This window comes from Terriglobia bacterium (genome assembly GCA_036496425.1).
Taxonomy (GTDB): Bacteria; Acidobacteriota; Terriglobia; order 20CM-2-55-15; family 20CM-2-55-15; genus 20CM-2-55-15.
Genome location: DASXLG010000068.1, coordinates 13203 through 36353 on the forward strand (window position 1 = coordinate 13203; position 23151 = coordinate 36353).

18 protein-coding genes are annotated in these 23151 nt (G+C 58.5%); 7 read left to right on the top strand and 11 right to left on the bottom strand.

The window, feature by feature from the left end; all coding sequences use genetic code 11:
• Positions 1–12 precede the first annotated feature (12 nt).
• The gene (locus VGK48_04410) at positions 13–2223 is read left to right on the top strand and encodes a sulfatase-like hydrolase/transferase (GenBank protein ID HEY2380404.1); all 2211 of its coding nucleotides are present in this window, start codon (positions 13–15) and stop codon (positions 2221–2223) included.
• Positions 2224–2234: 11 nt separating this feature from the next.
• On the opposite strand, the gene VGK48_04415 is transcribed toward VGK48_04410, so the two are convergent.
• The gene (locus VGK48_04415) at positions 2235–5873 is read right to left on the bottom strand and encodes a TonB-dependent receptor (GenBank protein HEY2380405.1); all 3639 of its coding nucleotides are present in this window, start codon (positions 5871–5873) and stop codon (positions 2235–2237) included.
• 75 nt (positions 5874–5948) lie between these two features.
• Here VGK48_04415 and VGK48_04420 point away from each other — a divergent pair, with 75 nt between their 5' ends.
• Positions 5949–7049, top strand: coding sequence for a branched-chain amino acid aminotransferase (locus VGK48_04420; GenBank protein HEY2380406.1), 1101 nt, complete (start codon positions 5949–5951; stop codon positions 7047–7049).
• A gap of 6 nt (positions 7050–7055) precedes the next feature.
• Here VGK48_04420 and VGK48_04425 read toward each other — a convergent pair whose 3' ends face one another.
• Positions 7056–8492 carry a PLP-dependent aminotransferase family protein gene (locus VGK48_04425; protein ID HEY2380407.1) on the bottom strand — a complete coding sequence of 479 codons (1437 nt, stop codon included), beginning with the start codon at positions 8490–8492 and terminating at the stop codon, positions 7056–7058.
• Positions 8493–8633: 141 nt separating this feature from the next.
• Between VGK48_04425 and VGK48_04430 the strand changes: the two genes are divergently transcribed.
• Positions 8634–9080, top strand: a complete 447-nt coding sequence (locus VGK48_04430) for a retropepsin-like aspartic protease (GenBank protein HEY2380408.1) — start codon at positions 8634–8636, stop codon at positions 9078–9080.
• Positions 9081–9204: 124 nt separating this feature from the next.
• On the opposite strand, the gene VGK48_04435 is transcribed toward VGK48_04430, so the two are convergent.
• The 3 genes from VGK48_04435 to VGK48_04445 form a co-directional block, all read right to left on the bottom strand.
• Positions 9205–10296 carry a hypothetical protein gene (locus VGK48_04435; GenBank protein ID HEY2380409.1) on the bottom strand — a complete coding sequence of 364 codons (1092 nt, stop codon included), beginning with the start codon at positions 10294–10296 and terminating at the stop codon, positions 9205–9207.
• Positions 10297–10303: 7 nt separating this feature from the next.
• Positions 10304–11428, bottom strand: coding sequence for a hypothetical protein (locus VGK48_04440; GenBank protein ID HEY2380410.1), 1125 nt, complete (start codon positions 11426–11428; stop codon positions 10304–10306).
• Between the two features lie 465 nt (positions 11429–11893).
• A complete protein-coding gene (locus VGK48_04445) occupies positions 11894–13294 on the bottom strand; it encodes a winged helix-turn-helix domain-containing protein (protein HEY2380411.1) in 1401 nt (466 codons plus the stop codon).
• A gap of 168 nt (positions 13295–13462) precedes the next feature.
• On the opposite strand from VGK48_04445, the gene VGK48_04450 reads away from it, so the two are divergent.
• From VGK48_04450 to VGK48_04460, 3 genes are all read left to right on the top strand, one after another.
• Entirely contained in the window at positions 13463–14155 is a 693-nt protein-coding gene (locus VGK48_04450; protein ID HEY2380412.1) for a hypothetical protein, read from the top strand.
• Between the two features lie 146 nt (positions 14156–14301).
• On the top strand, positions 14302–14817 hold the full coding sequence (locus VGK48_04455; GenBank protein ID HEY2380413.1) for a TIGR03435 family protein: 516 nt from the start codon (positions 14302–14304) through the stop codon (positions 14815–14817).
• A 283-nt stretch (positions 14818–15100) separates the two neighbouring features.
• Entirely contained in the window at positions 15101–15601 is a 501-nt protein-coding gene (locus tag VGK48_04460; protein HEY2380414.1) for a hypothetical protein, read from the top strand.
• Between the two features lie 13 nt (positions 15602–15614).
• Here VGK48_04460 and VGK48_04465 read toward each other — a convergent pair whose 3' ends face one another.
• From VGK48_04465 to VGK48_04480, 4 genes are all read right to left on the bottom strand, one after another.
• Positions 15615–16931: a hypothetical protein gene (locus VGK48_04465; GenBank protein HEY2380415.1), complete on the bottom strand. Its 1317-nt coding sequence runs from the start codon at positions 16929–16931 to the stop codon at positions 15615–15617.
• 6 nt (positions 16932–16937) lie between these two features.
• Entirely contained in the window at positions 16938–17675 is a 738-nt protein-coding gene (locus tag VGK48_04470) for a hypothetical protein (protein ID HEY2380416.1), read from the bottom strand.
• Positions 17676–17692: 17 nt separating this feature from the next.
• A complete protein-coding gene (locus VGK48_04475; protein ID HEY2380417.1) occupies positions 17693–18064 on the bottom strand; it encodes a DUF6152 family protein in 372 nt (123 codons plus the stop codon).
• Between the two features lie 127 nt (positions 18065–18191).
• Complete coding sequence (locus VGK48_04480; GenBank protein HEY2380418.1) at positions 18192–19265, bottom strand: amidohydrolase family protein; 1074 nt, start codon at positions 19263–19265, stop codon at positions 18192–18194.
• A 685-nt stretch (positions 19266–19950) separates the two neighbouring features.
• Between VGK48_04480 and VGK48_04485 the strand changes: the two genes are divergently transcribed.
• Positions 19951–20592 (top strand): fibronectin type III domain-containing protein, encoded by a 642-nt coding sequence (locus VGK48_04485; protein HEY2380419.1) that lies wholly within the window; start codon positions 19951–19953, stop codon positions 20590–20592.
• A 54-nt stretch (positions 20593–20646) separates the two neighbouring features.
• Here the strand turns inward: VGK48_04485 and VGK48_04490 are convergent, their stop codons facing one another.
• Together VGK48_04490 and VGK48_04495 are read right to left on the bottom strand one after the other, a co-directional pair.
• Positions 20647–21495 (bottom strand): TIGR03435 family protein, encoded by an 849-nt coding sequence (locus VGK48_04490; GenBank protein ID HEY2380420.1) that lies wholly within the window; start codon positions 21493–21495, stop codon positions 20647–20649.
• Between the two features lie 13 nt (positions 21496–21508).
• A complete protein-coding gene (locus tag VGK48_04495; protein HEY2380421.1) occupies positions 21509–23149 on the bottom strand; it encodes a hypothetical protein in 1641 nt (546 codons plus the stop codon).
• Between the last annotated feature and the right edge of the window lie 2 nt (positions 23150–23151).

The following is a 23151-nucleotide window of genomic DNA, read 5'->3' on the forward strand; positions in this document are numbered from 1 at the left end:
CAGATCGCGCGGATGGACCAGATTCTCGTCCTTTTACAAATCCTGCCGTCAGGCGCCCGTCCCGAGTACAATCATGCGGCGGATATGGCGTGGATATTATTGATCGCACTGCATGTGCGGGCGACGTGGGCGGGGCTGGTTTATACCGGTTTCGCAGACCTGAAGGGCTGGGCCCCCGGACAGATTTTTTTTCTGGGTCTGGTGGTCATGCTCGCGCTCCTTGCGCGTTCGTCCCTGACAGCGGCGAGACTGGTCCGGATTCCCGTGGCCGTGCTGGCGATCGTGCTGGTGCTGGCCGGTTGGTCCGCCCGGACGACAGGCGACACGTTTCACGTTCTCACGACCGAATCCGGAAAGACGCGATGGGAAATGCTCCGAAGTTCGGCCGAAGCGGAAGCGGATCGATACCTCGCTCTCGACGCGCTGCTGGCGTTGCTGACGATCGCGGCATCATTCCGGTTCAAACCGAAACCGGTGCCTTACCGCGCCATCATCGCCGCATCTGCCGGCGTGCTGCTGACGGCCGGGGCCCTGCCTCATCCAAAAGATCCGCGGCTTGAGAGTCCGCTGCTCGCGTTATTGAAAGGACAAGGCGCGGCACTGCGGCCCACCACGGTGGATGCCGTCGCGGATGTGAGGTCGTTGCGCTACGGCGTGGTCGACATTCCCGCAAACATACGCGCTGCGCTGCAGAAGTCTCGCGCCACGCTGCTGCAGAAAGGCCGTCATCCGAACATCGTGCTGGTGTTCATGGAGTCAACCGGCTATCGCCAGATCCAGCCGGGCGGAAACTGGAATCCAACGGTGACGCCCTCGCTGTATTCGCTGAGCCGTAATGGCGTTCTTTTCACCACCGTCTATGCGCCCTTCCCGGGCACCGTCCGCGCTCATCTCTCGGTGATGACGGGCGGCAAGATCATTACCTGGGGCAGCGTCTACAAGGAACTCGCGCACCGGTATCTCGGCCCCACGCTGCCGGGCGAGCTTAAAAATCGCGGCTACCGGACCGGCTTTTTCTCCGCGGCTTTTCTCGACAGCGAAAACATGGACGGCTTTTACGACCGGCTGCCCTTCGACGAAAAACTGATTCCCGAGCGCATGCCGGAGTCGTATCGGAATGAACATGCCTTCAACAGCTGGGGCATCGATGATCGCGAAGTCGGGGATCGCGCCGTGGCGTGGGCGAAGAAAGGCAACGAACCGTTCTTCATGACCATCAATCTGGACGCGACGCACCATCCTTATGATGTGCCGGACGGCTTCCCGCTCGTGGAGGCCAACAACGAAAACGAGAACCGCTTCGCCAACGCGCTTCACTTTACCGATTCGGTTCTGGGCGGGCTGGTCCAGGGCCTGAACGAAGCCGGGCTCGACGATACGCTGTTTCTTGTCATCGGCGATCACGGCGAAAGCTTCGGAGAGCTTCATCCGGGCAACTTCACGCATCGCAATTTTATTTATGAAGAGAATGTGCGGTCTTTTCTCCTCATCGCCGACCTCAAAAAAAGACTTTCGCCGCTCACTGTGGACTTTCCCGCAAGCCACGGCGATGTGCTCTGGACGACGCTCGACATGCTCGACGCCGAAGGAACGCCGGGCTCGCTTTTCGAACCGAAGGGCAAGATCGAATACTTCTATAAAAACACGTATCCCGAGCTGTGGGGCCTGCGCGACGGAGAGTGGAAATTCATCGAGTCCGTGCTGCCCGGGCAGGACGAGGAGCTTTACCGCCTCGACCAGGATCCGCACGAGTCGCACAACCTCGCCACGCAATATCCGGCGCGCATGAACGAGTACCGCAAGCTCGCCACGCAGTGGTATATCGAGTCACAGAACGATTTCGTTGCCAGGCTCGAAGACTACCGCTTCGAAGGCGGCGAAACCCTGAAAGCCAACGACCTCAACGAAGAAGGGCCGAAGCGGCTCAGTTTCGGCACAGTTGCCAGGGACGACAGCTTTACTCCAGCCGACAGCATATCCGCCAAAGCGAAGATTGCGGTATTTACGAAGGACTTTCCTTACAAAGACGGTAAGACCCTGCTCTATCACTTCGAGGCTCCCGACGGCTCCGAACATCACTTCAGCTTCTTCCACGAACCGGACTGGAGCGACGTATACGTCTACCCGCAGCAATCCTTCAAGATGACGCCGGGTCTGTGGAAAATCAGCATCATGGACGGCAATCGCGAGCTGGTCCACGGCCAGGTGATCGTCACACCGTAGCCTGCAGTTCGTTACCAGTTCAGCTTCAACGCAAACTGCAGCTGCCGTGGATCAAATGCAGAGGTCGGGACGCCGGCTTGCGTATACAGCGGATTCACATCGGCAACATTAAACCGGTTGATAAGGTTGAAGACGTCCAATATGGCGTCGGCGTGCACCGTTTCGGAGATGCGGAGCCGCCTGCTGACGCGCATATCGGTAAAGATAGTGTGGGGTTTCGTTCCGGCATTGCGGCCGAGATTTCCGGGAACCGTGCCATCGATGAAACATGAAGCCTGGAAGAATCCGGTCGGCGAATATTTTGAAACGACGGGCGCATCGCCGCAGGAATCCGTGGCTGTGCCTGCAGACACGACATTGGGCCGGTCGGTATTGGCTCCGAAATCGAAGTTCGTATCGGAGCCGGTCAGGATCGCGAAAGGCCGGCCGGAACTGATTTCGAAAATCGGCGCGACCGTCCAGTCGCTCAGGACAGCGTGCAGATTGCCGGTGACCTTGCCCGATTGATAAACCGCGCTCCACACGAACCGATGACGCTGATCGAAAAGGGAACTCGACCGTTCGCTCGGATGAAGATTGTCCTGCGGTGAAAGCGGCGTCTCCAGGTCCGTCGAGTCGTCGATCGCGTGAGACCAGGTATAGGATCCCAGCATCTCCCATCTATTGCTGAAGCGCTTGCGCAGGTTGGCCGTGAATCCGTGATAGACCGAGTTGCCGTCCGATACATTCGGCGTCGTCCCGCTGAAAGGGACCGGCACGCCGAGTCCAAGCCCATATCTGGTTTCCACGGCCGAAACCAGCTGCTGTGCTAACGGCGGCAGGATCGTGCCGGTACACGTGACGCCATTCGTCGCCGCGCCGCAGTATGTCGGATTGGCTCCGGAACGTCTGAAGAAGTTGGTGACGGCGGCGGCAACATACGGGCCCAGCGTCGGGCTGACACCAAACTGATCGACCAGAAGAGGGTTCGTTGCAAAATCCGCTTTTTGTGCGGCCGTCAATGCCGGATCCGACATCGCCGCCTGCCAGTTCGATATCAGCGCGCTGTATATCGGCGGATTGAAGTCACGCGGCCGGTTCAGGTGGTGTCCGCCGTTAAAGCTGTAGGCGAGATCCAGCGCGAAGTTGTGGCCGAGGTCCCGCTCGATGCTGAAGTTCGCCTGTTGAGAATACGCGTACTCGAAATTCTTCCCCGTCGGAAGGCCGAAAGGCAGAATCGAGAGCGGGATTCCCGCGCTCAAATAGTTCTCGTTGACGAATATCGAATTGGGCAGAAACGAATCGAACCGCTGCTGATTCGGCAGGTAACCGAAACTCGCAGGCAAACAGCCCAGCAAGCCCTGAAAAATATTGGTCGCGTTGACGTTCGCGGCCGCAGCGCTGGAGTTCGTGCAAGGAGCCGGCGAACCTCCGGTCCAGGCAAACTGCGGGGTGCCTGCGCCATCGGCAATAGCGGAGTTGAAGATGAGCGCCAGCAGCGGATGATCGTAGAAAATACCGTAACTGGTACGGACGACGGTTTTGCCGTTATTCCCGGGATCCCACGCCAGGCCGATACGCGGCGCAAAATTGTTGGTATCTTGCGGCACGCCTTTGACAATTCCCAGCGCGTTCTGCGCATTTTGCGAGATCGTGTTGACGGCCGGAAATGTCGGAGTCAGCTCGACGTCGTATCGCACGCCGTAATTCAGCGTCAGGTTCTGCCGGAGGCGCCACGAGTCCTGCACGAAGCTTGCATACGTTGTAACGCTGAAAGCCTGATGCGGATTGCCTATGCCCTGGATAAACACCTGGGGCACGCCCAGGCCATAAGCCTGCACCGGGCTGAAGCTCGGAACCGCCTGTCCGCCGAACGTTGAAGGCAATCCGAACGACCCCGGCGCCAATTGGCCGAAGTTATACACGCCCCCAAAGTTCACGGTGAAGTCGGCCGCCAGTGGAAGGTGGTTGATGTCGCCCCCGAATTTTACGGTGTGGTGTCCGTGCTGCCAGGACAAACTATCTGTGACCTGATACCGTTCCTCGGTCCGCCGGACATAACTGAACGGTTCGCGGCCGATAAAAGCGAACCCGGGAATGTTCACAGCGACATCGCCGCCATGCGGATCCGGCGAGAAGTTGTACAGCAGGCCGCGCCGGGCGTACTGGAAACGAAGCTCATAGACCTTCGACGGCGAGATCGTCCACAAATATTGGGCCGTGATGCTGGCGTCGCGGAACGTTTGCTGCGAGGTGCGGGAGAACGAATTCTGTCCGAAATTTTCGGAAGGACCTTGCGCATTCACCTGTATTCCCGTCACCGTGCTCGGGCTGGCGCCCCCGCGCAGCGTCAGCTGGTGCGAGTTGTCGAAATGGTGGTCCAGACGCAGCGAGTAAATACTGGTGCCTTCGAAGACGGGAAAGTTGCCGCGGTCGGAATTCAAGCTGCTGAATGAAGCGGGCAGCGGAGCGCAGACCGGCGTTTGCGGTGTACACGTGCTGGCAAACCCTTGCCGTCCTCCGAACGCGATCGGCTGTGTTCCGGTTGTCGCCACAGCAGACGATGCGCCCGCCAGAAAAAGGTACGAGCTCAGGAATTGATTTGCCGGATTCGTTGAAGGAAGCGCGAGGGCGGCGGCGTTTGCGCCGATGAAGGCCGCCTGATCCGGCGTCACCTGGAGTGTCCCGAGGCCCGGAAGCGACAGCGGCGTCAGACCGAAATTGGCGGCGCCGATGCTGGAAAATCCCGTTTCATGCCGGCGGGTGCTCTCGAACGAGAAAAAGTAGAACGTCTTATCCTTTTTGAGCGGACCGCTGAAGGTGAGACCGCTCTGCACCCGCGTGTATGCCGGATTCGGCACGGTTGAGAACGGATTCACTGCCTGGATATTGCGGTTGCGGAGATATCCGAAAGCCGTGCCGTGAATGGCGTTGCCCCCGGACCGCGTCACGATGTTCACCACGCCGCCGGATGCCCGGCCATATTCCGCCGCGTAACCGTTCGTGATGAGTTGAAATTCCTGCACCGCCTCCTGCGAAACCGTCGAACGCACGCCATTCACGGAGTTATCCGTCGCGTCCGCGCCATCCACGTTGACGAGATTGGCGCGCGCCCGCTGGCCGCCGATGTTCAATCCCGAGGTTGGAGCGGCGCCGATCGAGGGCGTCGTATCCCTGGCCGTCTGGGAGTTGGTCAATGTGAAATTGATGTAATTGCGGCCGTTGATCGGCAGGTTGTCGATGCGCAGCTCATCTACGGTTGTCGCCAGCGACGTCCGCTGGGTTTCGATGATCGAGGCGTCGGCGGTCACCGTGACCTCCGCATTTACGCCCGGCAGCTGGAGCGTGATCGGCAGGTTCGCCACCTGGCCGACCGTCACCGTGATGCCTCTACCCGTCAGCTTGCTGAAACCGGAAGCCTGAACGGATATCGTGTACTGGCCCGCCGGAACGAAAAGAAATCGGTACGTCCCGGATGCGTCGGAAACCACGCTCTGCTCAAACGCGCTGGCTTCCGAATGCAGCGTGATCATTGCACCCGGCACAACCCCGCCCTTTGGATCAAAGATGGTGCCGCTCAGCTGCCCGCCCGTCGACAGGGACTGTGCGAATGCAGGCAGGGTCAAGGTCAATATCAACAGCGACTTGGCGAGACAAGACCACAGTTTCATGAACTCTCCAATTGAATCGGATTAATTGCGGTCAACAACGTTCCCCGTATTGTAAAGTAAACGGGTGCCTTGGCTGTGGCAAAGGCAAAAATCGGAAAAACGCCCGCTGCAATGATTTCAATACAGATTACGAAAAGCACAAAGCCGGCAAACAAGCCCGACGAAACCGCGTTGGGATTCGGGCAGATCTTCACGGACCATTGGTTCCGCTGTGATTACCAGGAAGGAAAGGGCTGGCATGATGCCAGGGTCGAGCCCTATGGCGAACTGAGGCTCAATCCCGCCGCGGCGGTTCTTCACTATGCGCAGGAAGTTTTCGACGGGCTGAAAGGTTTTCGCGGCGTCGACGGCAAAATCCGTCTCTTCCGCCCGGATATGCACGTGCGGCGCCTGAATCGTTCCGCCGAACGCCTTTGCATGCCGCAGCTCGATCCGGAGCTGGCTCTGGCCTCGATCGAAAAGCTGGTCGATATCGATCGCGACTGGGTGCCTCACAATATCGGCACGGCCGTTTATATCCGTCCGACGATGGTGGCGACAGAAGCGTTTCTGGGAGTGCGGCCAGCCAAGTCCTACACCTATTTCGTGATTCTTTCTCCGGTCGGCGCCTACTATTCGACCGGGATGGCGCCGGTGCGTCTTCGCGTGGAAGAGCGCGACGTCCGGGCCGTCGAAGGCGGACTGGGTGGCGCGAAGGCCGGGGCCAACTATGCGGCAACGCTGCGGGCCGGCGAGCGGGCGAAACATGACGGCTTTGCGCAGGTGCTTTATCTGGACGGCATCCACCGGAGGTATCTCGAGGAAGTCGGCACCATGAACATCATGGTGAGAATCGGCGACCGGATCGTCACGCCTCCGCTCGGCGGAACAATTCTTGCCGGCGTCACACGCGATTCCGTTCTGTACTTGATGCGCTCCTGGGGCATGGACGTTGAGGAGCGGCAGATTTCCATCGACGAAGTCGTCGAAGCGCACCATCAAGGCGCGCTCAAAGAAGTATGGGGAACCGGCACGGCGGCCGTGATCTCTCCGGTCGGTGAGCTGGTGTACAAGGACTCGGCGCTCACCATTCACAACAATGCGACGGGTGAGCTGACGCAGCGCCTTTACGACGCAATCGTTCGAATCCAGTATGGACAGGCAGAGGCGCCAGCCGGCTGGATTGTCGAAGTCTGACCCGCGCTACATCTGCTTATCACACAGCTTGCCGAGCGTCGCGATGGCGCGCTCCATGGAATCATTGAGAGGATGGCCGCAGCTCAGCCGGATGTGGTTCCCGAACCGCTGCGTCGGCGAAAAGGTCATTCCGGGCACGATGCTGATCTTCTGTGACGCCGCGGCGCGAAACAGTTTCCACGAGTCGATCGCAGGTGGCAGCTCCACCCACAGCACGTGCCCTGCGGCAGGACGAGAGATTTTCGTTCCCTCCGGGAAGTACCTGGCCGCGGCCTGGCTGTGGCGTTGGACCTGCTGCGCGAGTGTCTGTCGAAGACTGCGCAAGTACCGGTCGTAGCCGCCGGAATCGATGAATTCCGCAATTGCCAGCTGCGGCAACGACGGCGATCCCAGCGTGTTGATGAATTTCAAGCGCCTGACTTCGTCGCGATAGCGGCCGCCTTCAATCCAGCCGATGCGAAAGCCGGGGGCAAGCACTTTCGAAAAAGAAGAACACAGGAGAACGAGCCCTTCGGAGTCAAATGCCTTTGCGGTCTTCGGGCGAGTGCCGTTGAAGGCCAGATCGCCGTAGATGTCGTCCTCAATCAGCGGAACGTTATGTCTGGTCAGCAGCGCCACCAGGTTCTTCTTGTATTCGTCATCCAGAATGAATCCGAGCGGATTGTGGCCATTCGCAATCGTGACGCACGCTCGCACCGAATGCTTCCGGATAGCGCGGGAGAGCGCATCCAGGTCCATGCCCGTCCGGGGATGCGTCGGTATTTCGATCGCCTTCATTCCGAGCGATTCGATGATGTGCAGGATCCCGAAGTACGTCGGGCTCTCGATCGCCAGCACCTCGCCGGGACGGGCGACGGCGCGCATCGCCAGATTCAAGGCCTCCATCCCGCCACAGGTAATGATCACGTCATTGGGAGAAAAGGTGCATCCGAAGCCGGTCGCCCGGCGCGCGATCTGACGGCGCAGGGGCTCCAGGCCGGTCGCCAGTTCGTATCTGGCGCTGTGGGTTGGGTTATTCCGCGCGATCCGGTTGATGATTTTGTTGAGCCTCGCGTTCGGATACAACGAAGGATTCGGCGACGCGGCGCCCAGTGGAACCATAGTGTGATCGCCGAGACACTTCACCACTTCATCCAGAACTCCGCTCACGCCAACGTCCGTGGGCACGCCGGCTTTGGGCTGGAACTCGGGCTCGGGCACGAGTTCCGCGTATGGCACCCTAACGTAAAAACCCGATTGGGGCCGCGGCTCGATCCAGCCCTGATTCTCCAGCCAGAAATACGCCTGCAGCACGGTCGAGACACTGACTCCCTGTTGGCGCCGCAAGCCGCGGATCGAGGGAACGCGATCGCCGGCCTGGAGGGCGCCTTTGCGGATCTGCTGCTCGATCTGGCGGGCGACTTTCAAATAGAGCGGTGGCTTCAGCGCTTGCATCGATTTCATAGGCCTACTGTACGCGCAAGCAGGGGCTTCGTACAGATTCAGAAATATGCGAATCGCAGGAGTACAGTTTCCGGTTGTACCCGCCGGCCCGCAGCAGACCTGAATCTGTTGCAAGCGGGGCGGCCCGCCTACGCTATCGTCATGATCACGAAAATCATAATTGCGGCAATGCTGGCACAGGTGTCCTTCGCATCCACAGATGTCGATGAACCTCGTATCCCGTTCAGTTTCGTGCGCGATTCTCTCGTGGTCATTCCGGTCATTTTGAATGGACACGGCGAGTACCGGTTTCTTCTGGATACGGGCGCGACGCACAGTATCCTCTCGAGCCGGGTGGCCGATCGGCTGAACATTCCGGCTGGGCGGAGTGAATTTCTAATTACGGCAGCGGGCAACGTGCCGGTCACCATTCGCACGATGGAGACAGTGCAGATCGGCGGCGTCCGCATCATGCAGATGCAGATTGCCGTCGCGGATTTTGAGCTGTTAAGGACGCTGCAGGTCGATGGGATCATCGGCGCGGATTATTTGAGGCGGTTCAAGGTCTCGATCGATTACGAGCACCGGGAGTTGAGTATCCGGCGCTAACCTGGAAAACGGGGAAATTAGCCGCAGATGACGCGGATGACGCAGATGGGGGCGCATCATGAAATTCGTTTTTGCGCCCCCATCCGCGTCATCCGCGTCATCTGCGGCTAATTTCCCCGTTTTCCTATCTGATGCGAATCGGCAGCGACATCGTTTCCGTAACGATCTGCTCGGTGACTTTTTCGAACGTGTCGATATCGAATGGCTGGCCGACGTGGTTTCCGGCGAGGTCTTCGATTCCGGTATTCACATTCAGATGATAATCGCCGGCCTTCCAGGCTTCACGCGGCGTAAAGCGCCACTCTGTTTCCTGCCGCGCAATCGACACGGTGCCCGTCACATTACCTTGCGGGCCTGAAATCTGGAGCATCCGTTGCAGCAGCGGATAATTCATCGGAGTCGGCAAACTCACCACAATCGGGTCAGCCGTTCCGGCCTTCGGCGCCGTCACACGCCATTGCTTCGGGTCCGGCGGCGTTCTCTGCGCGGGGCCACCGCGGAAAGACTTGCGGAATCCTTCCACCATCGCAACGCCACGCGCATCCGGCCACTCGCGATCGATCACGATCGTGTACTGTTTTCCTTCCATGATCGGCGGCCCGATCTTCTGATTCGAGGTCAGCCCGCGTTTGATGCGGCCGGGATCGAAAGTCATCGTGAGGCGCTTAAACCCCGGATCCCATAACTCCTGGCTGCGGAGAAAAACACTGTCCATGCCCTGGAGAACTTTGCCCTTCTCATCGAGAACATGCATATATTGCGCAGCGACACCGCGGCTCATCGGAGCCGAGAAATAGATGTACAAGCGGAGTTGGTTGCTCGGTAGAACATCCCCGGAGGGATAGATCTGCACCACGCGGGTGATCGGAGTTGTTTCTTTGGGCGGGCCGTCGAAAGTTTTCTCGACGGGCGCGCCGGCCGGCGGATGGAAAACGGCGCGGTACCGGACTCCTGCGGAAATTGGAAAATTCGGACGGAAGGCGAGAGTGCCTTGTTGTACGGAGTATGTACCAAGAAGTGGAGGCACGTCCCCAACCGCTGCGTATACAGCAAAAAGGGAAGCCCAACCAGCGGCGGGCGGCACGGCGGGAGCCTTCCAGCCGGCGACTTTGAAGCTTGCGCCGTCGAACTGGAGGGATACGGCCTGCCCCGCCGCAGTCATCCCCATCAGGAGGAGGACTGCGGCTGCGGCAAGCGAAGGTCTACAGCGAAACACGGGCAAATTACGGCAGAGCGGTTGTCGATAGATTGACCGGTCCGGCTCCGGCTTTGCCGGTCAGAAGCAGCACGCTGGAATTGTCGATCTGGGCAATGTGGCGCACATCCGAGAGGCCGGAAATCTTGTCATAAGGAACGCCGGCAACATCGGTCACCGTCGGCTCGACGATTGCAGGATACTTCTCGAGGTTATCGGCCTTGAGCTTCACGACGCCGAAAGCGCTGTTGGCGATGAGAATGTACTCGTGGCCATCCTTCTTATAAGGAACCATGTCGAGAGGCTGATTGCCCGCGCCAAGATCAGCGATTTCCACGCCTTTGATCTTCGCGCCCGGCTTCAACTCGCTCACCGGGATCTTCACCAGCGGCGTGCAGGTATAGGCGGCGAGAACGTACTGCTGACCGGAGATCGTGTAAGGAACGAAAGTCCGGATCGGCGACGCCGTTTCATATCGGCCGTGGGAGGAGTGCCAGATCTGGAGAGTGGCGCCCTTCGGGGCAGCGTTAAACGGATAAGGAATCGAGCGCAGAGCCGAAGACCATTCTTCGTTCGACAGGCCGGCCACCATCACGTTGCCGTTGATGTAAGACATGTCTGTGATCGTCTGCATGCGCGGATTCTGGCGGGCGCTGGCATTTGCAACCGGCGCGTCCGCGAGGCTGACGGAGGCATATTTCGCGTTGTCGAGCGGCAGCGCCGAAACTTTGCCGGAGGCATCGACTTTCATGATGAGAGGCATGGCATCCGGGCCGCGGCCGCGCGAAGCCGACAGATAGACGTTCTTGGATACCGGGTTGACCGCGACGAAATTGATCACGATCTGATCCGGCGTAATGCCGACCATGGCTGCGATCTTCGCGTCCACGCCGTCGACGTTGATTTTTACCGGTGCAGCCGGAGCTTTATTGTCCTGTGTATCGATCGCGACGATGGATCCGCCGACGGAGTCCCCGACAAACAGAATGCCGTTCGGCCCGAAAGCCAGTGCACCTGCGGACATGAGCGGGACTTTGCCCGACATCAACTCAGCAGCGGGAGCCGGTTGGCGTGCTGCGGTCAACGTCAGTCCGAGTGCGATGGTCAAACAAACGGCCACCGCCAAACTGATGAGAGTCATTGTTCGACGCATTGTATCTCCTATGTGTAAGGGTTGCGGAAGGTTAACCATATAACACTACCGGGGATAAGGGTCAATAATCCGTTAAAGCGGGAAGTCGTAACGAACGAGTTGCCTGAGGACATTCCCCGCCTTTCCAAGGCGGGGTGGCTGCGCCATCAATAAAACGGCCCGCTCCTTAGCGGCGCAGACGGGGCGGTTAGTAACTTCAAAATCAAAATAAGGTGCGCTGCGCAGTTCGTGACTAACCACCCCGCCCTCTCGTTCTAACGATTTGATCGCTCGGGCACCCCTCCTTGAAAACGGAGGGGAATGGAGCAGTCTCTCAACTCGTCTTAACTTCTCAAATACCCTCATCCTGCAGCACATTCAGGCCGGCGTTCCAGTCGCTGACGTCGATCAATCCCTGTCGGGTTGAAGCACCGCGATGAGTATACGCAAAAGCGGCCGGTGCGGAATTCGTAGCGGACGCATGCGCTACACGTTGCCGATCTTGTCCCAGGCGACCGAAGGAAGCGCCATCGATCGGAGGCGTTCTGCGAACCGCGGGTCCGCTCGCAGGCTGTCCCAATCCGGTGCGACCGCCAGGTGAACAAGTGCTGGATCGCGGAGCGCGATGGCCTGGTCGAGGCAGCCGAACGCTTCATCGAGCCGGTCTGCTGCCCCATACAGAACGGCGCGAAAGGATGCCATCTTCAACAAGATGTCGAAGTCCATTTGCGGGTTCGTTATCTGATCCACCCAGAACCGGCTCACGCCAGGGAGGCCGGCGGTCGCGTACACCTGCTGCATGTCCGCGGTGACCTGCTTCATCACCGCCACTCTCTCTTCGGGAAAGCCCCATGCCATGGCCCGGTTAACCTGGCTGACGGTCCAGGCCGCGAAACTATCGACATCACCGATCTTCCAATAAACCTTCGTAATGAATTGGCTCGCCAGCACATGCTTCGGGTCGATCTCAAGAGCTCGCCGAGCCCAGACTTGCGTCTCGTCGTACTTCCGCTGATGCCAATACGAGATGGCGATCTGCGCCAGAACGCCGGGCGACCGCGGATCGCGTGCGAGCGCCTGCTGCTTGCATCGCAGCCCTTCGTCAAGCCGCCCGAGCGCTTCCTGGAGCGACCCATATTGCAGGAGCGCCTCGGTGTGGTCCGGATTGATCTCGAGCGCACGGCACAGGCTGCGTTGCGCCGCCGTCCAGTCCCACTCGCCCAGAAGTAGGACGGTGCCAAGGGCAACTTGCGCGTCGGCCGATCCGCTGTCCATCGCCAGCGCGCGCAAGGCGGACGCTTTCGCCTCTGTAAACGCTTCCTGGTATGGCACTGCGCGAAACACTGCCTGCAGGCACCATGCGCGGGCCAAGCCGGCGTGCGCAGGTGCATAGGTCGGATCGATCTCGATCGCGGAACGAAAGGCGTCCACGGCGGCCGGCATCTCGAAGAACGAGCCGGACAACAGATGAGACCGGCCGCGTCCGACAAGCTCATAAAGTTCGACGGGACGTGTCACGGCGCTCGATGCGAATGGCTTCTCGCCGCCCGAATCAAACCGGACTGCAGCGATGAAGCGATACCCTGACCGCACGACGGTCTCGATGTAGGCCGGAGGCCGCGTGTCGTCGCCGAGAGCTTTGCGCAGTGCGGCCACGTGAACATTGAGAATACCTTCTTCGACGAACGACTCGGGCCAGACATGCGCCAGCAATTCGTCCTTCGTGACCAGCCGCCCCGACTGCCGCACCAACAAAACCAGCACATCGTAGGTCTTCGGTGACAAGCGAACGGTTTCGCTGCCGCGCAGCAGCCGCCGCTCTCCCACGTCCAGCGTAAATTCTTCGAAATGAAATACTTCCGGGACAGCCATTGAATTTTCGGCCAATCTTAACAAATCCTTCGGGACACGTCACGGCCCCCCTGATAAGGAGTACAGCATGTCTCAGATAGGTGAACCATTGAGAATCATCGAAGTTGAGCCGCTGGAAGAACCGGTACCCGAGAAAGAAGTACCATTCGAGCAGCCAGCCGATCCAGTCAAGGTGCCAGCCTAGTGATCGTCCGAGAACCCATCGTCGGCTGGCGGCAATGGAACTTCATGTATCCGCACTTTCTTGCGAATCTTGGCAACGACACGATCTACGTGCCTCGTGAGAAGATCGAAGCGCACTGTGAACCGTATGCGACCATCGGTAGCTTGGTCCTCCGGAAGGCTCACAGCGAGCAGCAGGCACCACACCTGACTTGTACGTGTGGCATCTATGCCTACAAGGAGAAGCCGAGACTCCTACGTGAGATAAGAAACATCTATTCTGGATGGGCTGCCCAATCGTCTCGCAGGCTCGTCTACGGCGAGATTAACCTATGGGGTAAGGTCATCGAGCATGAGGATGGCTATCGTGCGCAGTTCGGCTATCCCCGGCGGCTCTGGTGCACGCCGGCAATCGAGCCGCTGGCTGGCTGGATTGGTTATGTCTATGGCGTGCCATGCGAACTAATGCCGTCGGGAGACGGCGAAGAAATCAAAAGCAAATCACCAAGGTCGAAGCAAAAGACTATCGTCACGAAATATGCCTGCGGGCATGAACTAACAATCAAAGCGGAATACAAGAATGGGACGTCGTACTGGAGTGACATGAAGAATACCCCGATTTACTATGACGTAGGCTTTTGTCCGAAGTGTTTTGCGCTGAACATCAAAGCACAACGAAAGGAAAGGATTAGCGGAATAAACGGCATGTCTTAATATTCCGGCTCGCGGTTCTGACGGGGACCGAACCACAAAAAGCACAAGGAGCCGAATCCATACTATGACCGCCTTTCAGCCCGTTCCGTCCGCGCCACCTGCCGTAATAGTCTTACATTCGAGCGGATCGCAAGCTGGGCCCCGACTTGCGCGAGTCGACCACAAATTGTCCAGGGAACAGCCCCCGAATGGCGGGCGGTCGCGTGGAATGCGGCGTTCTCGTGAGCCAAACGCCAACCAGCGCAAGCCTGAGAGCCGGAGCAACAACGATTACCGAATTCGCGAGGTTTCTTGGAGATTTTCTCGACCGCCCGTTGGTCGATGAGACCGGCCTGACGGGGACGTTCGATCTGGATTTGCAATTCAGCGCCGTGCGCAGCTCTTTGCCGGGAGAGGCCGTGCCGGGCCGTTTGGGCATTGGGAATGTCGATGAGGTGCAGACCGTTTTTACCGCGATTCAGGAACAACTGGGAGTCAGGCTCGATTCGCAGCGCCAGGCTCGATTCGCAGCGCCAGGTAACGGAAGTATTCGTGGTCGAACGTGTCCCAGAGCCCGCCGAAAATCCTTAGTCGAGGCTGACAATTCCCAAGTTTCAGGTTGTAATCCCGCCGTGCGGCTGACAGTTTTCAAGTTTCAGGTTGCAATGAGGTCGTGCGGCTGACAGTTGCCAAGTTTCAGATTGCAACGCGGCCATGCAGCTAACGGTTTTCAAGTTTCAGGTTGCAATCCGGCCGTGCAGCTGACAGTTTCCAAGTTTCAGGTTGCAATGCGGTCGTGCAGCTGACGGTTTTCAAGTTTCAGCTTGTAATCCCGCCGTGCAGCTGACAGTTGCCAAGTTTCAGGCTGCAATCCGGCCGTGCAGCTGACGGTTTTCAAGTTTCAGGTTGCAATCCGGTCGTGCAGCTGACAGTTTCCAAGTTTCAGGTTGCAATGCGGCCCTGCAGTTGGCAGTTTTCAACGTTCAGGAAGCAATCCCGTCCTGCAGCGCAGCTGAGATTTTCCAACGTGACTCCGAACCCATGAAATCCTTAGTCGAGAAGCCGGAGAGCTTCGGCGTTCACCCAACCCTGATCAGGGAATCCACGCGCCCATTCGGGGGGACTTACACGGCGAACCTCGTGCCAATGAGGTTTTTCGATCCAGTCCAGGAATTTTCGCAGGTTCGCGCGCACATCTTTCGCGGCGCCGTGTTGCAACAGGGTGGCGGTTATGCCGTTATCCGCCAGGGGCCGGAAACCATTGAACAGTGCTGTGTGGCCGCCGAAACCGTCGGCATCAACGTTGGCGCGGCCATTGACGTCGGCGCCATGCGCCCGGAGCCAATCGAGATCTTGCCTTCACGGAAGTCGACGGCGAGGCAAATGACCAAATTCAATTGGGTAATCTGGTCGTCTGGTCGTTTGACAAGTACATCTGACATTCGACATGGGACATTTGACGTTTGACAGCCTGGCGAGCTCAGCCACCATCGTACTGCAAAACATTCAGACCGGCGTTCCAGTCGCTGACGTAGATTAAACCGTCGGTCGTGACATATATATCCGCGGCTTTGGCGGCGAGGGCGACATTCGGGCGGGGATCAATCAACTTCTTCGGCGCCGGAGGGATCCAGGATGCGATCTCTTTCGGAGCGAACTGATCCTTGATATCGAAGACGCGAACGCCGGCATTGTTGTACGTCGCAAAGATCGTCTGCTCGCTTTGGTAACTGCCGGGGCGGTTTTCATGAAGATTGTGCGGGCCGAAGGTGCCCAGTGCGCAGAAGTCTCGTTCCTTAGGCGTCGGCATCGTGGCAATAGGAACCGGATTTTCCGGTGCGCGAACGTCCACCACGAACGTATAAAACAGTCCTTTGGCGCACATCTCGGCATTGGCTTCATCCGCGACGATGACCAGGTCGCGGCCCGGCAGCGGCAGCGCCGTGTGCGTGCCCCCGGGAAACGGCGGCGACCAGTTGACCCGGCCGAGCAGTTTCGGATTCGCCTTATCAGTCAGATCGTGCACGGTCAGCCCGCCGTCGCGCCAGGCTCCGTAGCCACGGTTCCCCGCGGTCAGCATGTGATGCAGCGCGACACGCTTTCCGGGCGCCAGCGTCGAGGCCTCTCCCGCGGCCCGGTTCATTCCCGGCAGCCACCAGCGCGAAACAATTTCCGGCTTCGTGATGTTCTGAAGATCCACGATGCATAGGATGTGATCCGTGAAACCGTCGAAATGTGCCGCGACGTAGGCGTAACGCCCTCCCGGCCACCACAGTCTGTTGATGCCGAGGCCGGGCATCTCCAGGAAGGCGATCTCCTTCATCGCAGGCGGTCGAGAGATATTGTGAATGCTCAAGCCGGAGCGGAATTTCTTCCGGTTCGTAATGCTGTCCGCGAGCGCATTTTCAAAATAGCCGCGCAGATTGTCGTACGACTGCATGGCGACAATATTGGCGCCGTTCGCCAGCAGCAAGAGATCTTCCGCAACCTGCAAATGGTGGGTACGCGTGTAATCGCCGCCGGTGAAAAAACCGACGGGCTTGAGATGCCGTGGGTCGCTCGCATCGAGAGTCGTCAGGCCGTTGCTGAACATGTGCCCGACATACAGATGATTCCGGTTCAGCATGATCTGCACGCTGTCCGGCCTGCCGCTGATGTCGCTGTACGAAATGTGGCGGATGCCGCGTCCGATCCCCTGTGGAGGCACCAGCGTCTGTTCCACGGAACGTCCGGACTGAGGAAGATACAAAGACGCCGCGAGACCGAACATTGTTTTCATCTGCTCGCGGCGGGTCATCGATTTCTACTTTGCCGGTTTCTCTTCGGTCTTGAGGAAGTCGTTAAAGGTGCCGTTGTCCTCGCAGATCAATTCGGTAATGTTCCAGCCCTTGCGCAACTGAAAGGTCAGCTCGGAAGTCCACGGCTTGGTGTAGGCCTTCGGGTCTTCGATCGTGAGATTGATCTTCAAGGTGTTCGCATCGACGCGGCGGAAACGCTCGACAACATGCATGTCTTCGCTGTGGGGATGGCCGGCGCGATCGAGCCAGGTCTTGTCGTTGAAGCCGATGGTGTCGGCCACGAGCGTATCGCCTTCCCATTTACCGATCGAGTCTCCCATCCATGTCGGCCCCAGGTCGGTGGAGTGTTTTCTTCCGTCGGTGAAGATCTGGCGGACAAAGTGATTGAACTCGTAGACCATCAGGATGCGTCCCGGCGTCTGAATGATTTCCATCGGAAACGGGTGAAGGTAGATGCGCGGAACGCCGGGAGGGAAGCATCCGATCGTGTCACCCGTCGTGGGATTGACGGGGTCATTGGAATCCGCGACGCCGTCGGGTCCGAACGACGGCTTGTTGCCTTTCATTTTTTCAACAGCCCACGGCGTCATCGGAGGTATCTGCGCCATGAACGTCGAACTGAGATATCGCGTGGCCGGCGTGCTCCGGATAAACCAGACTCCCGACATGTCCGGCTCGGCGGCGAAGGCGCTGGCTGCCGCCGCAGCAATGACGAATACAAACCCGATGGCCCGTTGACGCATATTCAACTCCATTACCGTTATTCGAGATCGCTCGGCAACGGTTGTCCCTTCAGAACGACTTTCGTAATGCGGATCGCATTGCCGCCGTCTTTAGCCGGATAACCGGTCAGCGAAATGGCATCTCCGGACTTCATGATGTCCTTGTTCCAGCCGACACGAACCAGACGATTCGGGCTGGTCAATTCGCCCTGCCACTTCCGCACCGTGCCACTCTCATCTTTAGCAGTCATGTAGATCAGCACATGAGGATTCACAAAATGGAACTCCGTCACGTTGCCGGTCACCGTGATCTGCTTCGAGGTTTCGTAGGCCGCGGCCGAGTGGTGGGCCAGAAGGAACGCAGGAAGCAAAAAAAGGCTGCCGGCGATAAAAGAAAGTCTCGCTTTCATATAAGGATGCCTCCGTGCCGTTTATTCTATTGGAAGTTGGATCATTAGAGGTTTCTGCATTTCAAATTTAAAATGAAAAAACCTCGAATGATGCAACTTGCAATAATTTCTCCGTTTGCTTCCTTCTCTAACCAGCCAGCCGCAAAAGCTTGATCAGGTTTCCGCCGAGGATCGCTTCCTTTTCAGTGTCTTTCAGATATGTGGCCTGGAGAATCAGGTCGACCGGCGCGGGCCAGTTGTAGGGAACATCGGTTCCGTAGACAATCTGGCTCGATCCGACTTCCGCAACCAGATGCCGCAAGCCTTCATCGCTGAAAATCATGGAATCCACGAGAATCTGCTGTTTGAAGTACTCCCGCAGGTGTCTTTTATTCCCGCAATTGGCGATCTGAGTTCGGCCGGTTCCCGGCAGCTGGACGTCACACGCGACATCGGTGCGGCCCAGATATGAAGTCAGGTATCCGCCGGCGTGGGCGGCGCAGATCTTCACGCGGGGAAAGCGATCGAGAGCGCCATCGAAAATCATGCGGGAGAGGAAGTACGTGGTCTCGAGCGGATTGCCGATGACATTTCCGAAATCGCCCAGCGCGCGGTCTTTGACGATATTTGCGGCATTCTGAGGGTGGACGAAGACCAGAACTCCGAGTTCCTGCACCTTTGTCCAGAAAGGATCGTATTTTGGCGACGACGGAATCTCGCCCGCCACGTGGCCGCCGATACCGACGCCGCGCAGCCCAAGCTTCGTGACCGCTTCATCCAGTTGCTCCGCCGCCATATCGGGATGCTGTAAGGCGACGGATGCCAGACCGGCAAAGCGCTCGGAGTGTGCTTTGCACCAGTCGGAGAGTCTCCCGTTCTGAGTTTGGATGATCCGCCGCGCCAGCTCGCGGTCTGTTTCGTACCACCACGCGCCTTGATGACTGAGAACCTGAATGTCGATCCCTTGCTGATCGAGAACCTGCAGCCGCTGAGGTCCCAGCACCAGCGGCCCGTTCATGTTGTCGGTGATATTGGGAGCGAGTTTCGTATCCTTGATGAGATTCAATTCTTCAGGCGCAATGAAGTGGCCGTGGATATCGACCACCTTGACACGCTTCCTGCCGACCGACACCTGCCGCCGCACGGGTGCAAGGCCCTGCGCGAAGACAGCTCCGCACATCACGCGAGCGGCAACTTGGATGAAATCCCGGCGGCTTTGCATGGAAGGCTCCTTGTCCGGCGGGCTGATGGTATAACAAATTCCGTGCGACGACGTAGTCGCGTTTGAGCGGGATCAGGCTGCAGTGCTGCTCTGGCGACTCCAGCGCTGGAATCGATTCAGCAGTGCTGCTTCGGCGCTTCCAAGGCTGGAATTCGGTTAACAGTGCTGCTGTTTCGGTTGCAGCGTTGGAGTTGAATCAGCGGCGCTGCTGTCTGAACTCCAGTCTTGGAATCGATTAAGCAGTCCTGCTGTGGTGTTTCCAGCGCTGGAAACAATTTAGCAGTGTTGCTCCGGTGGGAGCAGTCTTGCAAACGATGGAGCAGCACTGCTGCGGCGGGAGCAGTCCTGGAAAGGCGTGAGCAGCACTGCTCCCGCCGGAACAGCGTTGGAAACGATTTAGCAGTGCTATTCCGGCGGGAGCAGTCCTGGTAAGGACTCAGCAGTGTTGCTCCGGCATTTCCTGCACAGCAGCGAAATCGCGCCTACAGCAGAGCGACCGCAACCTGTAAGTTGCGCACCGCAACCTATAGGTTGCGTTTTTCGCCGGGCCTCTTCTTGTCGACATTTGCAAGTTGCTGATTTTCAAGGACTGGCATTCGAACGGGCGATTGGTACGGCCCGTGCCCTTAGGATGCCGTTCGTTGGAATTCAATCGCGGGCTGCGGCCCGCAGAAAGGAGAAAGCTATGACACAGACGACACCGATCAAAGCCACGCTGGGTTTCAAGAAAAACTCAGCCAAGGATGTTCTGGCGCGTGTGAACGCGGTCCTCGGTGGGATTTTCACGGATACGGACGACTACCCGAATCCGCCCATCGATCAGGCGACACTGAAATCGCAAGCCGACGCACTGTCGGCCGGCATTTCGGCGGCGCTCGACGGCGGCAAGAAAGCCATTGCCGAACGGGAACATCAGAAAGCCGTTGTCATCAAGTCCTTGCGTCAAATCGGACAGTACGCCGAGGCGAACTGCAAGGACGAGATAACGATCTTTCTGAAGAGCGGATACAACGCGGTCTCTTCGACGCGTACTCCGGCTGTGCCGCTGTCTGCAGCCTTCCGGAAGATCGTTCCGGGCGGCAACAGCGGCCAGATTCTGGTGACGCTCGTGGCCCAGGCCGCCGCGTTCAGTTATGTATTGCGCTGGGCTCCGGCCGCGGCGGGCGGAACGCTCGGCACCTGGATCGAGCAGCCGGTGGGCAACACTCGTCCGCCGGCGCTGGTAGCCGGGTTGATCCCGGGCACGACCTACGTTTTTCAGGTTCGTGCCGTCACGAAGGCCGGTTATTCCGACTGGAGTGACTCCGTCACGCGGATCGCCACTTAGATCCGTTTGACCATTGCAGGGGGAAGGGAGTGTGCCTCCATCCCCCATGCAAAGTCAGTTTGCAGAAGGTTTCTGAAGGCTGTCGATGATGAGCATCTCCACCGGCCCTTTCGTGGACTGTAATTTCAAACCGAGCTGTTCCTCGATCGCAGTGATGAGCGAAGGGCCGGCGGGATCGCCCGGCGGAGGAGGCGGTGGCGCTGCATTGCCGCGCGGTTCAAACGGCAGTGGAGTGCTGAATACGTCGGGAGTCCACTGGAGATGGAAGTCATAGAGTCCCGGCAGTCCGGTTTTATCGATCGCCCGTCTGCCCGCGAGCTGACCAATCGTCAAAACGGCGTTTTCCATCGAAACCGCTGCGCCTTGAAAATCGCCTCGCGCCATTCGCATACCTCCGCGGGGAGCAGTTCCGGGGCGCGGCGGTCCGTCGCCAGGCGCAGGCGGCGTTTGATCCTCGGACAGCTTCATCTTCAGTCCACCCTTCGCAACTGTGACCTCATACATGGGCACCTCGCGGATCTCTCGATGGACCTTCATCTGGAACCGGTCCTCCAGCAGGGATTGGACCATCAGATTGATCGTGTCCGGTTTAGTGAAATCCGGCAGTTTTGTTCGCGGCGGCACAGAACCTTCGGGAGCTTTTGCTTCGATGTCCCAGAGGTCCGTATCGGCCCAGGCTGGCTTCGCCGAAAAGTCGACTCGCGTTCCAGGATAGGCGTATCCGATCAGGACGGTGAGCGGCACGCCGGTCGCGACGAATCGTCCGCCTGGCTCGTCACCAACATGTGGCCGCGCGGTGGAATTGCCTTTGATGGATGCGATCTCAAACGATGGCCTCGCTGGAGCGGCCGTTTGCGACAACGCAGAAATTGCGGCAGCGACCATAACGATGATGAATTTCATGAAGATCTCCCGACTAACGATGCCGGTTTCTGGCCAGCGTCATCGAGGCCAGGCCCAGCCGGCCTAACGGCATAGTGGAAACAGCGACAAGAATCAGCAGAAGCCGAAGACGATTCACGTCGGGAGGCAGCAGCGGCCGAAGCCCGTTCCATATCAGGATGGCGAGGGCGATCAGGCAACACGTGCCGCAAATCCAGACGATCAGGTATTGCCGGAGCTGTTTCGCCGGCACGCCGCGCCAGGCCACAACAGACAAACCGAATTTAACGATCAGGGCTGCGACGGCGATCCACAACCCGGCCGTCAGAACGTCTTCGCGTTTCTGGAAGATCCATGCGAACAGAGACTGTTTATTCTGTCCGATCACGGCCAGACCGATGAGCCCGACGACCGGCAATACCGCATAAGGTATCGCCGACGAGGCATAAAACATTCGGTTGCCCCAGAGGCCCAGCCAAAGCCCGTCCACCAGAAATCTCCACGTGAGGAACAATCCAGCAGCGACCGAAAGGACCAGAATTACAGATCCGGAATATTCGGACCCCGCTATCGCGTATATACGAACCCGAAGCTGCTTCAACGACTCGATGTTTGCCCCGGCAGGAATCCAGATCGAAAGAAAGACGAAGACCAGGAGCCAGGAAATTAACGCGCTGCATGCGGCTACTTTGGCCTTGATCATCACCAGATCATGGGTAGTCAGCGGGCGCACGGCCAGGAAAGACGTAAGCGTCATGTCTTTGGACCAGAAGTCGGGTTTGGAAAATCCTTTTCCGATCGGGAGGGCCAGAAGGATCGGCATTGCCAGAGCCGCGGCCAGAATCCGCAAGGTGCTCTCCGCCTCACGGCCTGCGTAGATCGCAATCGGCCCGAATACGAGCAGGAGCAGCAGGCCTACATAAAACGGCAACACACGGCCGGACCTTCTCCATTCGAACCAGAATTGAGCCGCCGCGGGCGAATCGAAAGGCGTGGACCGGCGCTGCCGCCGGTCCGAAAATCGGCGCGCGAACACTTCTCTTTCCCGAAGTTCACCGGCGTTGGCGGCCCTGGATCTCCGGCGAGCAACGTGTCCCCACGAAACAAGTAAAGCAGCGGTCATTACAAGCAGGAGTTCGGCAATCCGAACGTTTTCGAGTGCCTGAGCATTGGCCTCGGGCACCAGAGGAAACCCAAAAGCAATCAGCCAGATCGCCACGATACCGAGAACGACAATCCGCATCACGCCGAATGAATCGAGAACCCAGAGTATGCCTTGATACAGCACCACGAACGTAATGAGCTTCATGGTATTGAAGCCGTTCACTTCGAAACCATTGAAGGAGGTCCATGCGAAGCGGACCAGCAGAATCGAGACGACTGCGAAAACCGTCGGGACGGCGACCAATACGGCCGACGAAACCGGCAATGTATACAGCCGCTCCGGAAAACCGGCCGCTTGCCGTTGCGGGTTCGTTTCGGTGTAGTTGAGTAGCCCGAAGACAAACAGGTGGGAGATCAGGAAAAGCAGCGTCGGGACCCCGCCGTTTACATACACGTTCGGAACAACAGCCATCCAGATCCGGCCGAACAGAATCATCCCAATGATCAGCCAGGCCCAGCCGCGGTTTTTCCGCCAGATTTCCCATGCCAATGCCGTCAGCGGTGAGCGCATGA